The organism is Microbacterium sp. NPDC056052, from assembly GCF_042266785.1.
Classification (GTDB): domain Bacteria; phylum Actinomycetota; class Actinomycetes; order Actinomycetales; family Microbacteriaceae; genus Microbacterium.
Map to the genome: position 1 here is coordinate 335,572 of NZ_JBHJWV010000003.1, position 14,322 is coordinate 349,893.

The 14,322-nt window shown below is 71.8% G+C and carries 11 protein-coding genes, 1 pseudogene and 1 riboswitch; of the genes and pseudogenes, 7 read left to right on the forward strand and 5 right to left on the reverse strand.

Going from position 1 to position 14,322, the window contains the following annotated elements:
* The first annotated feature begins 1 nt into the window (after position 1).
* Together ACFC1J_RS08120 and ACFC1J_RS08125 are read left to right on the forward strand one after the other, a co-directional pair.
* Positions 2 to 646 carry an FMN reductase gene (locus ACFC1J_RS08120; RefSeq protein ID WP_375904180.1) on the forward strand — a complete coding sequence of 215 codons (645 nt, stop codon included), beginning with the start codon at positions 2 to 4 and terminating at the stop codon, positions 644 to 646.
* A 68-nt stretch (positions 647 to 714) separates the two neighbouring features.
* Entirely contained in the window at positions 715 to 2,067 is a 1,353-nt protein-coding gene (locus ACFC1J_RS08125; RefSeq protein ID WP_375904182.1) for an FAD-binding oxidoreductase, read from the forward strand.
* 62 nt (positions 2,068 to 2,129) lie between these two features.
* Here the strand turns inward: ACFC1J_RS08125 and ACFC1J_RS08130 are convergent.
* The 3 genes and pseudogenes from ACFC1J_RS08130 to ACFC1J_RS08140 all read right to left on the reverse strand — a co-directional run.
* Positions 2,130 to 2,570: pseudogene (locus ACFC1J_RS08130) on the reverse strand (6,7-dimethyl-8-ribityllumazine synthase); the annotation flags it as partial.
* A gap of 7 nt (positions 2,571 to 2,577) precedes the next feature.
* A riboswitch (FMN riboswitch) is annotated at positions 2,578 to 2,723 on the reverse strand.
* 68 nt (positions 2,724 to 2,791) lie between these two features.
* On the reverse strand, positions 2,792 to 3,484 hold the full coding sequence (locus ACFC1J_RS08135) for a response regulator (RefSeq protein ID WP_375904184.1): 693 nt from the start codon (positions 3,482 to 3,484) through the stop codon (positions 2,792 to 2,794).
* Positions 3,481 to 4,752, reverse strand: coding sequence for an ATP-binding protein (locus tag ACFC1J_RS08140; RefSeq protein ID WP_375904186.1), 1,272 nt, complete (start codon positions 4,750 to 4,752; stop codon positions 3,481 to 3,483). The genes ACFC1J_RS08135 and ACFC1J_RS08140 overlap by 4 nt, the downstream gene beginning before the upstream one ends.
* Before the next feature lie 206 nt (positions 4,753 to 4,958).
* Here ACFC1J_RS08140 and ACFC1J_RS08145 point away from each other — a divergent pair, with 206 nt between their 5' ends.
* Together ACFC1J_RS08145 and ACFC1J_RS08150 are read left to right on the forward strand one after the other, a co-directional pair.
* Positions 4,959 to 6,413 (forward strand): cation:dicarboxylate symporter family transporter, encoded by a 1,455-nt coding sequence (locus ACFC1J_RS08145; RefSeq protein ID WP_375904188.1) that lies wholly within the window; start codon positions 4,959 to 4,961, stop codon positions 6,411 to 6,413.
* Between the two features lie 107 nt (positions 6,414 to 6,520).
* Positions 6,521 to 7,006 (forward strand): SRPBCC family protein, encoded by a 486-nt coding sequence (locus tag ACFC1J_RS08150; RefSeq protein WP_375904190.1) that lies wholly within the window; start codon positions 6,521 to 6,523, stop codon positions 7,004 to 7,006.
* Positions 7,007 to 7,018: 12 nt separating this feature from the next.
* On the opposite strand, the gene ACFC1J_RS08155 is transcribed toward ACFC1J_RS08150, so the two are convergent.
* Together ACFC1J_RS08155 and ACFC1J_RS08160 are read right to left on the reverse strand one after the other, a co-directional pair.
* Entirely contained in the window at positions 7,019 to 8,218 is a 1,200-nt protein-coding gene (locus ACFC1J_RS08155; RefSeq protein ID WP_375904192.1) for a hypothetical protein, read from the reverse strand.
* Between the two features lie 110 nt (positions 8,219 to 8,328).
* Complete coding sequence (locus tag ACFC1J_RS08160; protein WP_160299713.1) at positions 8,329 to 8,499, reverse strand: DUF5302 domain-containing protein; 171 nt, start codon at positions 8,497 to 8,499, stop codon at positions 8,329 to 8,331.
* A gap of 186 nt (positions 8,500 to 8,685) precedes the next feature.
* Between ACFC1J_RS08160 and ACFC1J_RS08165 the strand changes: the two genes are divergently transcribed.
* The 3 genes from ACFC1J_RS08165 to ACFC1J_RS08175 all read left to right on the forward strand — a co-directional run bounded on the left by ACFC1J_RS08165 (position 8,686) and on the right by ACFC1J_RS08175 (position 14,260).
* Positions 8,686 to 10,611, forward strand: a complete 1,926-nt coding sequence (locus ACFC1J_RS08165) for a GDSL-type esterase/lipase family protein (RefSeq protein ID WP_375904194.1) — start codon at positions 8,686 to 8,688, stop codon at positions 10,609 to 10,611.
* A gap of 116 nt (positions 10,612 to 10,727) precedes the next feature.
* Positions 10,728 to 13,004 carry a polyribonucleotide nucleotidyltransferase gene (locus ACFC1J_RS08170; RefSeq protein WP_375904196.1) on the forward strand — a complete coding sequence of 759 codons (2,277 nt, stop codon included), beginning with the start codon at positions 10,728 to 10,730 and terminating at the stop codon, positions 13,002 to 13,004.
* A 203-nt stretch (positions 13,005 to 13,207) separates the two neighbouring features.
* Entirely contained in the window at positions 13,208 to 14,260 is a 1,053-nt protein-coding gene (locus ACFC1J_RS08175) for an aldo/keto reductase (RefSeq protein ID WP_375904198.1), read from the forward strand.
* The last annotated feature ends 62 nt before the right edge of the window (positions 14,261 to 14,322 follow it).

Below are 14,322 nucleotides of genomic sequence, written 5' to 3' on the forward strand. Positions count from 1 at the left end.
GATGGGCGCCCGTCGCATCGCGGTGATCTCCGCAGGACTCAGCAACCCGTCCTCCACGCGCATGCTGGCCGACCGCCTCGCGGCGGAGACCGCGCACCGGCTCACCGAACTCGGCTCCGAGGTCAGCGTCGACGTGATCGAGCTGCGCGATCTCGCGCACGACATCACCAACAACCTGCTCACCGGGTTCGCCCCGCCCGCGCTGGACTCGGCGATCAACACGGTGATCTCGGCCGACGGCCTGATCGCCGTCACGCCGATCTTCTCCACGAGCTACTCGGGTCTGTTCAAGTCGTTCATCGACGTGCTCGATCCGGACGCGCTCACGGGCAAGCCGGTCCTGATCGGCGCGAACGCCGGGACCGCGCGGCACTCGCTCGCGATCGACTACGCGATCCGTCCGCTGTTCACCTACCTGCACGCGGAGCCCGTCCCCACGGGCGTCTTCGCGGCCTCCAGCGACTGGGGCGCGAATGCCGACGAGGTGGCCCCGCTCAGCGCGCGGGTGGAGCGCGGAGCGCGGGAGCTCGCCGAGGCGATGGCCCGACGCGAGCCCGCAGCCGACAAGGATCCCTTCGACCCGGGCAACTACCTCGGCGAAGGGCGCTCGTTCGGGCACCTGCTGGGCGGTCTCGCGGGGGAGTAGGCAGCGCGCACGCACGAGGGGCGTGACGTCACCGGGGAAATGTCCGTGGGGCATCCTATGGTGGCGTCATGCCCCTTCTCTCTGCATTCGATGCCCTCGACCGTGCGCTGGACGGATCCCTTCTGCTCCCCTCGGACGAGGGATTCGACGCCGCCCGCCGCCCGTGGAACCTCTCGATCGACCAGCTTCCCGCCGCGGTGGCGGTGCCCGCGGGCCTCGACGATCTGCGCCTGATCCTCGCGGCGGCACGCGAGGCCGGAACGCCGATCGCCGTGCAGCCGAGCGGCCACGGCGCCTCCGGCGATCTGGCCGGGGCCGTGATCGTCCGGACCACGGCGTTCGACCGGCTCGACATCGACCTCGCGGCCGGTGTGGTCGTGGTCGGCAGCGGCGTGCGCTGGGGCGCCGTGGTCGACGCGCTCGAAGGCACGGGGTGGGCGGCCCCCGCGGGCACGAGCCCGGTGGTCTCGGTCGCGGGCTACACGCTCGGCGGCGGTCACTCCTGGTTCAGTCGCACGGCGGGACTCGGCTCGGACAACCTGCGGGCCGCGTGGGTGCTGCGACCCGACGGCACGCACGAGCGGATCGACGACGACAGCGACCGCGAGGCGATGTGGGCGCTGCGCGGCGCGGGCGGCGTCGTGGGCATCGTCACCGCGCTCGAGATCGATCTGGTCCGCGCTCCGGCGCAGTGGGGCGCCTCCCTGACGTTCGACGCGGCCGACTCCGCCGCGGTGATGCGCGCCGTGCGGGATCTCGCCGCCGTCGCGCCGTCGACGCTCAACGTGTTCACGAGCTCGATGCGGATGCCCGACGCGCCGATGCTGCCCGAGGCGATCCGCGGCAAGAGCTACCTGACAGTCCAGGCGCTGTCTGCCGACGGTGCCGCCGACGCGCTCCTCGCGGGAGTGCGGCGCGCCGGTGCCGTGCAGCGCGAGACCGCCGGCGCGACGTCGCCCGCCGCACTCGCGGCGTCCTCGGGGGAGCCGACCGAGCCGACCGCGGGCCGGGGCGCATCTCTCGCGCTCGACCAGCTCGACGACGCCGTGATCGACGCGCTGATCGACTTCCGTCAGGCTCCTGCGCAGTCGACGATCATCGGGATCGACCTGCGGATGCTGGGCGGAGCGCTCGACGCCCCGCGCCGTTCCGGCTTCGCCTCCCTGGCCTCGGCCGGCTGGCTCCTGCATGCGCTCGTGCCGAGCTTCCCCGGAGCACCGACCGAGCCCGGCGACGCCAGCATCGCGGGCCTCCTCGAGCTGCTCGCCCCGGCCGCCGCCGCGCGGACGGTGCCGACGTTCCTCACGCCGGGGCAGACGCTCGAGCAGTGCGCCACCGCGTCCGACATCGACCGGCTGCGCGCGGTGCGCGCGAGCGCGGATCCCGACGGCGTGCTGCACGAAGGACGCCTGCCGCGCTGAGTCCGCCTCGGCGGCGGACTCAGCGACGGCGGACGTGCCGGGTGCAGGGCCCCGCGGGTCGGTCAGCCGATCGCGGCGAGGCTCTGCACCGTGGCCGACACGGCCTCGGCGAGCTCCCGGCCCTTCACGGCGAAGTGGCGCCGGAAGTAGTCCTGGTGCTCGTCGTGCTCGTGGAAGTGGTGCGGCGTGAGCACGGCGGAGAACACCGGCACGTCGGTGTCCAGCTGCACGCGCATGAGCGCGTCGACGACGGATCCGGCGACGAAGTCGTGCCGGTAGATCCCGCCGTCCACGACGAGAGCACTTGTCGCGATGGCCTCGTAGCGGCCGGTGCGCGCAAGGCGCTGGGCGTGCAGCGGGATCTCGAACGCGCCGGGGACGCGGAGCACGTCGACCTGGTCGATGCCGAGCTCGGCAAGACGCTCGACGAAGGCGGACACGGCCTGCTCGACGATCTCCGCGTGCCACTGCGCGGCGACGATGGCGATTCTGGGCATGGTTGACTGCTCCTTCTGTCCTCTCTCATCCGGACTGTGACCGTCGGCTCCGGAATCGCACCGGATCGGCGGTCCCCGCCATGGGGACCGTTCGCGGGCTCGCGCGGACCATGCCGCGACACCGCCGGTGGGGACTTTCACCCCGCCCTGAGGACAGGACGACGCTATCACCGCACTGCAGTCGCTCCGACCACGGTGCGATCCGGCGCCCGACGCTGAAGCAGCCGTCAGCGCGGCGCTGCGGGTGCACCGGCCAGGCGGTACGCGGTCTCCGGGCGACCCGGAGCGCCGTAGCGCGGGGCGCGGATCGCGACCTGCTGCGCGACGAGGTGCTCCAGGTAGCGTCGCGCGGTCACCCGCGAGACCCCGACGAGGGGCGCCGCCTCCGCGGCGGAGAGGTCGCCGTGCGCGCGCAGCACCGCCGTCACCGCCTGGAGCGTCTCGGCGGCGAGCCCTTTCGGCAGAGAGATGGCGCCGGTCGCAGGCCCCCCGATCAGGGCGTCGATCTCCTCCTGACTGGCGGCACCCGCGAGTGCGACCGCGCGTTCATGCCGGTCGCGGTACTGCAGCAGGCGGTCGCGGAAGACCGCGAACGGGAACGGCTTGAGCAGGTACTGGGCGACACCGAGCGCCGACATCCGCCGCACGGCCTCGACGTCGCGCACGCTGGTCACCGCGATCACATCGATCGCGCTGCCCGCGCCGCGGATGCGCCGCAGCACGTCGATGCCCGAGCCGTCGGGCATGGTGAGGTCCAGCAGCACCAGGTCGATCCGCTCTGCATCTGCGGTGAGCGCGTTCAGCGCGGCACGGACGCCGGTGCACTCGCCCACGACCTCGAACCCCTCGAGCCGCGCGATGTACGCCGCATGGAGTTCGAGGGTGAGCGGGTCGTCGTCCACGAGCAGCACGCCGATCATCCCGACCTCCGTCCCGCCGGGATCCCCGGCAGCGTCACCCGGAACGCGGTCGGCTCGGCCGACAGCTCGATGCTCCCGCCGGCCGCCGTCACGATGTCGCGAACGAGGGCGAGCCCCACGCCGCGCCCCGAGCGGTCGCTCGGCTTGGTGGAGAAGCCGTGCTCGAAGATCCGCCCGCGGACGTCCGAGGGTATTCCGGGGCCGCCGTCCGAGACCGTGATCGCCACGGCGCCGCCGTCCGCCGCGGTCACGTCGACCCGCACCCAGCGGTCGGCGCCCGACTCCGCCTGAGGGGCCGCATCGAGCGCGTTGTCGATGAGGTTCCCCACCACCGCGACCGCGTCGACCGGGGTCAGATCCACGCGAGGGGCGGCGGGGTCCACGTGCACCTGCCAGCGCACGCCGCGCTCCTTCGCCTGCGAGGCCTTGCCCAGCAGCAGGGCGCCGAGCGTCGGATCCCCGTCGCGCAGCGTCATCTGGTCGATCACGGACTGACTCTGCAGGGACGATTCGGACAGCAGAGCGATCGCCTCGTCCCGGCGGTCGAGCTCCAGCAGCGACAGCGCCGTGTGCAGGCGGTTGCCGTGCTCGTGCGTCTGCGCACGCAGCGCCTCGCCGAGCGTGCGCACCGACTCGTATCCGGCCACCGCCTCGCGCACGTCGCGGGCTTCCAGATCCCCGGTGATGCGCCGCGTCGCGAGCCGCGCGAGCACCGCTCCGATCGCGCCCAGCGCCACGACCGCGAGTGTGAGCAGCACGATCACGGGCAGCCGCCGCTGCAGCGCACCGGCCAGCGACTCCACGGTCACCCCCGCCGAGACCCAGCCGACGATCGCACCGCCGGCGTCGTGGACGGGAGCGATCGTGCGCACCGACGGACCGAGCGTTCCCGTGTACTGCTCGGTGAGCGCGCGGCCGTCGGTGGGGATCGTGCCCAGATACCTCCCGCCGATGCGTGCGGGGTCCGGATGGGTGAGGCGCACCCCGTCGCGGTCCATGACCGTGATGAAGTCCAGCCCCGCCCCGGTGCGCACGGACGCCACGTACGCGCGCAGGCCCTCTTCCGCCGAGGGACGGTCGATCGCGGTCACGGCGGTCTCGATCGCGGGGGCCGTCGAGAGCGCGTGCGCGATCGCCGCGGTGACGTGCTCGGCCTCCTGCCGCGCCGAGGTCTGCGCCTCCCACGTGAGGAACACCCCGATCGCCGCGCCGATCAGCAGGACGGATCCGATCAACAGCGCGAACACGCGCGATGCGGCACTGCGCACTCCACCGCGTCTTATCGTCGCCATCGCCGATCAGGACCTCCTCAGCCAGTATGCGCGAGGTCACGCCGCGCACGGCGGCTCGCACCGGATCCGCGCCGGTTTCAATACGACCAGAACTCGCCGCGCGGCGCCTCCGGTCCGCACGATGGTCGGCACGGCCCGCCCGCAGTGGTGCGGGTGTCTGGTTTCACTCAGCGGAGGCGACGATGGCTCTCACCGAAGGTTTCACCCTCCCGCGGCACGATTGGCGCCGCGGCAAGAACTCCTGGGACAGACACACGTGGCTCTATGTGTCCGTGCTCATCGCGGTGGGGCTCGGGATCGCGGTGGGGCTCGCGTTCCCGCAGTTCGCGCAGGGCCTCGAGCCGATCGGCAAGGGATTCGTGAGCCTGATCAAGATGATGATCGCGCCGATCATCTTCTGCACGATCGTGATCGGCGTCGGATCCATCGCCAAGGCGGCGACGGTCGGCAAGATCGGCGGGCTCGCGCTGCTCTACTTCATGGTCATGTCGACGTTCGCGCTCGCGATCGGCCTGGTCGTGGGCAACATCATCCACCCCGGTGAGGGGCTGCACATGGCGGGCGCGACCTACGAGGCGACGACGACCGAGGCGAAGACCACGCAGGACTTCATCCTCGGGATCATCCCGGCCACATTCTTCGGCGCCTTCACCGGCGAGAGCGTACTGCAGGTGCTCTTCATCGCACTGCTCGTCGGCTTCGCGCTGCAGGGCCTGGGGGAGCGCGGCGCCCCCATCATGGGCGCGATCAAGCAGCTGCAGACACTTGTGTTCCGCGTGCTAGGGATGATCCTGTGGCTCGCCCCGCTCGGTGCATTCGGCGCGATCGCCGCCGTGGTCGGCAAGACCGGCGTCGCCGCGATCTGGAGCCTCGGGATCCTCCTCGGGGCGTTCTACCTCACCTGCATCGTGTTCATCGTCGTGGTGCTCGGCAGCCTGCTGCTGCTCGTCGCCAGAGTGAACATCTTCCAGCTGATGAAGTACCTGGCGCGCGAGTACCTGCTGATCGTCGGCACCTCGTCGTCCGAATCCGCCCTGCCCCGGCTGATCGCGAAGATGGAGCACCTGGGGGTGGCGAAGCCCGTGGTGGGCATCACGGTGCCGACCGGCTACTCGTTCAACCTCGACGGCACGGCGATCTACCTGACGATGGCGTCGCTGTTCATCGCCGCGGGCCTCGGTCAGCCGATGTCGATCCCCGAGCAGATCGGCCTGCTCGTCTTCATGATCATCGCGAGCAAGGGCGCCGCGGGCGTCACCGGCGCCGGACTCGCCACCCTGGCCGGCGGCCTGCAGGCGTATCGTCCCGACCTCGTGAACGGCGTCGGCGTGATCGTCGGCATCGACCGCTTCATGTCGGAGGGGCGCGCGCTGACGAACTTCACCGGCAATGCGGTCGCCACGATCCTCATCGGCACCTGGACGAAGCAGATCGACACGGAGCAGGTGCGTCAGGTGCTCTCCGGTGCGCGTCCGTTCGACGAGTCGCTGCTCGACGGCGTGGGACACGACGCGCACCCGGCCTCGCAGAGCTCGTCCGCGGCGGAACCGGTCAGCACCGAGACCCTCGGGCGCGCGGCGGTCGACGAGATGGCGGCGAAGCAGGAGCGGGCTCGCGCTCGCGCCGGGCGCCGCTGATCCGGAACGACCGGAACGGCCGGGCGGGGTGCCGATGCCGGCTCCCCGCCCCGGCTCGATCGCCCGGGCGGACCGTCCTCGCGCCCCCGGGGCGATAGCGTCGGGGCATGCCCGTCGTCCACGCCGCCGTCGTCGTCCCGATCCCGCCCGACCTGGCGTATGCGGTCTCGCAGACCACGGGGGAGGTGCGCCGGCGCTGGGACGGCTTCATCCACGCGCAGCACTTCCTCGACGGAGCGATGGCGCCGGCCAAGGGCGTGCGCACCTTCACCCGGCAGCGGTTCGGCCTGTCGATGATCACCCACTACGTCTCGTACGCGCCGCCGACCAACGTGGGGATGGTGATGGAGAAGGGGCCGTGGTTCCTCCGCTCCCTCGGTGCGGGCTGGCGCTTCGAAGCCGCCGAGGGCGGCACCCGCGCCGTCTGGAAGTACAGCTTCACCTGCCGCCCCGTATGGCTCGCGCCGCTCGCCGAGCGGATCGGCACGGTGGTCCTGGGGCGGGAGATCCGTCGCAGGATCGCGGGCTTCGCGCGCGGCTGCGCGGATCCGGTCGTGCTCGAAGCCGCCCGCGAGGCGCTCGCGGAGAGCTGAGTCCGCGACCGCTCAGTACCAGTTGTTCGCGACTTCGTGCGCCCAGGCCCCGCAGGGGGAGCCGTACCGGCCCTGGATGTAGCTGAGGCCCCAGTCGATCTGGGTGTCGCCGTTCGTGCGCCAGTCCGGCCCGGCCGCCGCCATCTTGTCCGCGGGCAGCGCCTGGGGGATCCCGTAGGCGTCGCTGTCGGGGTTCAGTGCATCCGCGCGCCAGCTCGACTCCTGCATCCACAGCCGGTACAGGCACGAGAACTGATCCTGGCCCCAGCCGTAGTTGCCGAGCTGGCCGGCGGCGTAGGCCTGCGCGCCCGCGGGGTCGACGTTCACGCCGCCGCCGCCGAGATCGCTCCCGCCGCCTCCGGAACCGCCTCCTCCGGAGCTTCCGGATCCAGCCGCGGCGGCGGCCGCCGCCGCGGCCGCGGCTTCGCGCTCCTGCTCGGCGACCTGCTGGCCGATCCGGTAGCGCCGTTCGACATCGGCCGTGGTGTTCTTCAGCGTCGCGAGCTGCGCGTACAGCGTGGTGACGTGACTCTGCAGGTCGGCGACGGCGGTGGCTTCGACGTCCGCCGCGGCCTTCGCCTTCTGCGCGGCGTCCTCCGCGGCAGCCGCGAGCGCGTCCCTGGCCGTTCTGGCGGTCTGCGCCTGGTCCTGCAGCGAGGTCGCGACGCTCTGCGCCTCGAGCGCGCGCTCGCCGAGCTTCGCCCAGGTCGAGTCGAGCTGCCGCAGCATGCCCAGGCGTGTGAGCAGCTGATCCGGATCCGCCGACGTGAGCAGTCGCACGGTGAGGGGCGCGGCGGTCTCGGTGCGGGCGCGTCCGGCGACGACCGCGCCGAGCTGCTCGTGCGTCTCCTGCACGGCCTGCTCGGCGGCGGAGGCTTGCACGCCCAGTTCGTCCGCGCGCCGGGCGGCCGCGTGCGCATCAGCCTGGGCGGAGTCCGCGGCCTGCCCTGCCTTCAACGCCGCGGTCGACGCGTCCGCGGCCTTCTGCTGCGCCGTGGCGAGCGCGTCGTCGATCCGGGTGATCTGATCCTGCGTGGCCTGCTCGTCGCCCTGCGCGTTCTGCACGTCCTGCCACGACGGATAGTCGTCCGCATACGCCGGCGCGGCCACCGCGAGCGGCACCATCAGCAGCACGCCGGCCACGAGCGCCAGGATCGGGCGGGCGGCGCGTGCTCCGCGCACGGGCGCGGCAGGGGCGGAGGGAAGGATCACCCTTCGACGCTAACCCCGCTCGCTGTGGATTCCCACCCCTTCCGGTGGATGCGCGGACGACGAAGGGCGCCGACGATCCCTCGTCGACGCCCTTCGTGGTGGATACGGGATCAGCCGCTCTTGCGGCGGAACTCGCGCCTGGTCTGCGCCCCGTGCGTGCCATGCACGGCGGAGTCGCCGTTCAGGTGCGCTTCGCCCTGGTGCTGCTGGGCGTTCTTCTTCTCGAGCGCCTCCTTGAACTTGCGCTTCATGTCCGCGGCGGCGGTGTCGTCGGTACTCATGGGCGTCAGCCTAGCCCCGGGGGCGTCCCCGAGTCCTGGAAGAACGAAGCGGGACGGGCAGGGGGCGCGGCGGCGGACACGCGGTGACCGATCGCGGTGCATCCGGTGAACACTCCGCGATGGCGCCTGTTTCCGGCGCTTCGGGGCGGAAACAGGCGGGATCCTGATCGCGTGAGAGCAGCGATCGTGACGGAATCCTTCCTCCCGCACATGAACGGCGTGACCGGGAGCGTCCTGCAGATCCTTCGCCACCTCGAGCGGCACGGCCACGAGGCCAGGGTGTACGCGCCGGCCGCCGCGGACATGCCGCGCATGATCGGGCACGCCAGGGTCGAGGCCATCCCGTCCGTGGCGCTGCCGGGCTACCGCACCGTGCGGGTCGGCACGTCCAGCACGCATCGGCTGTCGGCGTCGCTCGCCCGCTTCGCACCGGACGTGGTGCACCTCGCCTCGCCGTTCGCCCTGGGCTGGCGCGGCGCGCTCGCCGCCGAGCGGATCGGCGTGCCCGCGGTCGCCGCGTATCAGACCGATGTCGCCGCCTACGCCGCGCGCTATGGGGTCTCCCTGACGACGGCCCTCGCCGAGGCCCATATCGCCCGGCTGCACCGGCGTGCCACGCTCACCCTCGCTCCCTCGTCCGAATCGGAGGAGCAGCTCGCCCGGCTCGGCGTCGACCGGGTGCGTCGCTGGGGCCGGGGCGTGGATGCCGAGCGCTTCCGTCCTGACCGTCGCCTCACCGCGTGGGAGCACCGCCCCGGCGCCGAGGCGGTGGTCGGCTACGTGGGACGGCTCGCCCCGGAGAAGCAGGTCGACGACCTGCGCGTGCTCGCGGATCTGCCGGGAATCCGGCTCGTGATCGTCGGCGACGGACCCTCCCGTCCTCGGCTCGAGTCGATGCTGCCGGACGCGGTCTTCCTCGGCCATCTCAGCGGCCCCGAGCTCGCGCAGGTCATGGCGTCGTTCGACGTCTTCGTGCACCCGGGGGAGAGCGAGACCTTCGGGCAGACCCTGCAGGAGGCGCACGCGAGCGGGATCCCGGTGGTCGCGACGGGCAGAGGAGGCCCGCTGGACCTCGTCCGCCAGGGCATCGACGGCTGGCTGTACCGCCCGGGCGACCTGCAGGATCTGCGCGAGCGGGTGCGGGATCTCGCCGGCGACGTGCGCAAGCGGCAGGCGTTCGGCCGCGCCGGCCGGGAGGCGGTGGAGGGGCGCAGCTGGAGCGCGGTGTGCGACCAGCTCCTCGGCCATTTCGCCGAGGCGCAGGATCTGCACAGGGCCGATGCGGGCCTGCGCGCGCCCAGGGCCGTGCGGCCCGAGCCGACGCCGGCGGGGGAGCGCAAGCACTGGCGCCGCTACGTCGCGCTCGGCGACTCGCTCACCGAGGGGCTGTGCGACCCCGGTCCCGACGGCGCGCTGCGCGGCTGGGCGGACCGGCTCGCGCTGCTGCTGGCCGCGCGGGATCCGCTGGAGTACGCGAACCTCGCGATCCGCTCCAAGCGCGTCAGGGACGTGTGCGGATCCCAGCTGGATCGCGCGCTGCAGCTGCGCCCCGACCTCGTGTCGATCCTGGTGGGCGCGAACGACCTCGTGAAGCAGCGCGTCTCGGTCCCGCTCCTGGCGATCCGCCTCGAGGACGCCGTGCGGCAGCTGCGCGAGGCGGGCGCCGACGTGCTCCTCGTGACGGCGTTCCTGCCGGGCAACCCCGCGGCCCGCATCTACGCCCGCCGCTTCTCCGCCTGGGCCACCGCGCTCGCGGGCATCGCCCGGCGTCAGGGCGCGATCCTGCTCGACACCGACCTCCACCCGCAGCTCGCCGAACGGCCGAACTGGGGGGAGGACCTCGTGCACCTCTCCAGCCGCGGGCACCGCTTCCTCGCCTACCGGGCGGGCGTCGCCCTCGGCGTTCCCCTCGCGGACGAGCTCGGCGCGCTGGACGAGGCCCTGCACGCCACCGATCGCACCGGCGCCGGCGTCTGGTGGCGCCGGCACGCGCTGCCATGGGTCTGGCGCCGCCTGCACGGCCGCGCCGCGGGCGATGGACGCAGCGCCAAGCACCACGACTACGTGCGCCTCGGCCGTGAGCGCGGGGTGCGCGTGCCCAGCGAGGTCTGACGGCGCGGACTCAGGCGCGCCGCGCTGATAGGATCGAACAGGATGCCTCTGTGCGCATCCGTCCATGCTCGCGCTCCACACGGGAGAGCGAGCCTAAACAAAGAAGGAGAGACCTCTTGGAAGGTCCTGAAATCACCGCCACCGAGGCCGTTCTCGACAACGGCCGCTTCGGCACCCGCACCGTCCGCTTCGAGACGGGCCGTCTCGCGCAGCAGGCGCAGGGCGCGGTCGCCGCTTACCTTGACGAGGAGACGATGCTGCTCTCGGCGACGAGCGCCAGCAAGTCGCCGCGCGAGGGCTTCGACTTCTTCCCGCTGACCGTCGACGTGGAGGAGCGCTCCTACGCCGCCGGCAAGATCCCCGGCTCGTTCTTCCGTCGCGAGGGCCGTCCCTCCACCGAGGCGATCCTCGTCTGCCGTCTGATCGACCGCCCGTTGCGTCCGTCGTTCGTCGACGGCCTGCGCAACGAGGTGCAGATCGTGATCACCGTCCTGAGCATCGCTCCGGGCGAGTACTACGACGCGCTCGCCATCAATGCGGCGTCCGCCTCGACCCAGATCTCGGGTCTGCCGTTCTCCGGCCCGATCGCCGGTGTGCGCCTCGCGTTCATCCCCGGTCACGGCGAGCACGCCGACCAGTGGGTCGCGTTCCCGAACGCGGAGCAGGTCGAGCAGGCCGTCTTCGATCTCGTCGTCGCCGGTCGTGTCGTCACCAAGGGTGACGGCACCGAGGACGTCGCGATCATGATGGTCGAGGCCGAGGCCACCGAGGGCAGCTGGAACCTGATCAAGGCCGGCGCCACCAAGCCCAGCGAGGACATCGTCGCGCAGGGTCTCGAGGCCGCCAAGCCGTTCATCTCGCAGCTGGTCAAGGCTCAGGCCGAGCTCGCCGCGCAGGCGTCGAAGGAGCCGGGTGTCTACCCCGTCTTCCTGCCGTACAGCGAGGGCACGTACGACTTCGTGGCGGAGCGCGCGTACGCCGAGCTCGTCGACGTCTACCAGATCGCCGACAAGCAGGAGCGCCAGAACGCCGACGACGCGATCAAGGACCGCGTCAAGGCCGAGCTCGTCGCCGCCGTCGAGGCGGGCGAGCAGCCCGAGGCCGCGCTCTCCGAGTTCTCCGGCGCCTACAAGTCCGTCACGAAGAAGATCGTGCGCGGCCGGATCCTCACCGAGGGCGTCCGCATCGACGGTCGTGGCCTGGCGGACATCCGTCCGCTCGACGCCGAGGTGCAGGTCATCCCGCGCGTGCACGGCTCCGCGATCTTCCAGCGCGGCGAGACCCAGATCCTGGGCGTCACCACGCTGAACATGCTCAAGATGGAGCAGCAGATCGACTCGCTGTCCCCGACGACGAGCAAGCGCTACATGCACCACTACAACTTCCCGCCCTACTCGACCGGTGAGACCGGCCGCGTGGGTTCGCCGAAGCGTCGCGAGATCGGGCACGGCTTCCTCGCCGAGCGCGCCCTCGTGCCGGTGCTGCCGACGCGCGAGGAGTTCCCGTACGCGATCCGTCAGGTGTCCGAGGCGCTCAGCTCCAACGGATCCACCTCGATGGGCTCCGTCTGCGCCTCGACCCTGTCGCTGCTGAACGCGGGTGTGCCGCTGCGCGCGCCCGTCGCCGGCATCGCCATGGGTCTGGTGTCCGACCAGGTCGACGGCGAGACCCGCTACGCGGCGCTCACCGACATCCTGGGCGCCGAGGACGCCCTCGGCGACATGGACTTCAAGGTCGCCGGAACGAGCGAGTTCGTCACCGCGATCCAGCTGGACACGAAGCTCGACGGCATCCCCTCCGAGGTGCTCGCCGGCGCGCTGACCCAGGCCAAGGAGGCTCGTCTCACGATCCTCAACGTGCTGAACGCCGCGATCGACAGCCCGGACGAGATGGCGCCGACCGCGCCGCGCGTGATCAGCGTGCAGATCCCGGTCGACAAGATCGGCGAGCTGATCGGCCCGAAGGGCAAGACGATCAACGCGATCCAGGACGAGACCGGTGCGCAGATCTCCATCGAGGAGGACGGCACCGTCTACATCGGCGCGACCGACGGCCCCTCGGCCGAGGCCGCCCGCGCCCAGGTCAACGCGATCGCCAACCCGACCAACCCCGAGGTCGGCGAGCAGTTCCTGGGCACGGTCGTCAAGATCGCGACCTTCGGTGCGTTCGTCTCCCTGCTCCCGGGCAAGGACGGCCTGCTGCACGTCACCGAGGTGCGCAAGCTCGCCGGTGGCAAGCGCGTGGAGAACGTCGACGACGTGCTCTCCGTCGGCCAGAAGATCCTCGTGAAGATCACGAAGATCGACGACCGCGGCAAGCTCTCGCTCGAGCCCGTCATCGACGAGGCTCCGGCAGAGGCCGCCGAGCCGGCCGCTGAGGTCGCCGAGGTCTGAGTCCTTCGCACGAAAAGGCCCGTCCTGTCCACCGAAAGGGGGACAGGACGGGCCTTTTCCCGCCTTCGTGATCGAAACGTTACGAGTTGTTCGCCTCCTGGACGACTCAATGAACGGAACTGTCCGAGGCCTCGCTTACTCTCGAAGGGACGCACCGGGGGGTGCGCCACCGAACACAACGCAGCAGGCACGGGGGTGATCGCATGCGTCTCTTCAGCGTCGGATCCACGGCAGGATCCGCGATCGGCCATGCCGCACCCGCGGCGACCGGCGCGTCCGCCGTGGTCCCGCCCCATCCCTCCGCCCCGATCCCCGTGGTCGGGCCCGGCATAGGGAGCAACCTGCGCGTGCCGCTCGCAGAGACCGGCATCCGCACCTTCCCGCTCATCCTCGGCGGCGCCGAGTTCGGCTGGAACACCGACGCGGACACCGCGCTGCACATCCTCGACCGCTACGCCGATTTCGGCGGCAACGCGGTGCACACGGCCGACAGCTTCGCCGCGGGACGCAGCGAGCACATCATCGGTCGCTGGCTCGCGACGCGCGGCAACCGCGATGACGTCGTCCTCAGCGTGCGCGTCGGCGGCCACCCCGACAACCCGGGCATCGGATCGGTGAACCTCGTGCGTGCGGCCGAGGCCTCGCTGACCCGCCTCGGCGTCGAGCGCATCGACGTGCTCTACCTCGACGGCACGGTCGACGACGGGAGCACCCTCGAGGACACACTGGCCACCGCCGAGTGGCTGGTCGAGACCGGCAAGGTGCGGACGCTCGGCGCCTTCGGCTTCACCGCGGAGCGGCTCGTCGAGGCGCGCATCCTGGCGTCCGCCGGCTACCCGCGCATCGAAGTGCTGGACGAGCCGTACAACCTGCTGCGCCGGGCGGGCTTCGAGGGAGACCTCCGGCTCGTCGCCGCGGCGCAGGGACTGGCCGTCACCCCGTCTCATGCGCTCGAGCACGGATTCCTCTCCGGCCGGCACCGCACCAAGCAGGCGCTGCAGGGCGTGCGCGGCATGCAGCTGCGCGGCAACATCAACCGTCGCGGCATCAAGGTGCTGCGGGCGCTCGACATCGCGGCCTCCGAGCTGCAGGTGCCCGTCGCCGCCGTCGCGATCGGCTGGCTGCTCGCGCAGCGCACGATCACGGCCCCCATCGTCAACGCGTTCGCCACCGAGCAGGTCGACGAACTGATGCAGGGCGCGGGCGTCGCCCTCGGTCGCGCACAGCTGGCCGAGCTCACCCGGGCCGCGAGCTGACCCGATCGGTCATTCGCTGTGTCCGATCTGTGACATAGGCTGGAAGCACCCCGGCCACGGCG

Coding starts and splice junctions, on each gene's coding strand:
- ACFC1J_RS08175 (WP_375904198.1), top strand. CDS start 13,208: ATGCGTCTCTTCAGCGTCGGATCCACGGCAGGATCCGCGATCGGCCAT.
- ACFC1J_RS08150 (WP_375904190.1), top strand. CDS start 6,521: ATGCCCGTCGTCCACGCCGCCGTCGTCGTCCCGATCCCGCCCGACCTG.
- ACFC1J_RS08135 (WP_375904184.1), bottom strand. CDS start 3,484: ATGATCGGCGTGCTGCTCGTGGACGACGACCCGCTCACCCTCGAACTC.
- ACFC1J_RS08125 (WP_375904182.1), top strand. CDS start 715: ATGCCCCTTCTCTCTGCATTCGATGCCCTCGACCGTGCGCTGGACGGA.
- ACFC1J_RS08145 (WP_375904188.1), top strand. CDS start 4,959: ATGGCTCTCACCGAAGGTTTCACCCTCCCGCGGCACGATTGGCGCCGC.
- ACFC1J_RS08120 (WP_375904180.1), top strand. CDS start 2: ATGGGCGCCCGTCGCATCGCGGTGATCTCCGCAGGACTCAGCAACCCG.
- ACFC1J_RS08160 (WP_160299713.1), bottom strand. CDS start 8,499: ATGAGTACCGACGACACCGCCGCCGCGGACATGAAGCGCAAGTTCAAG.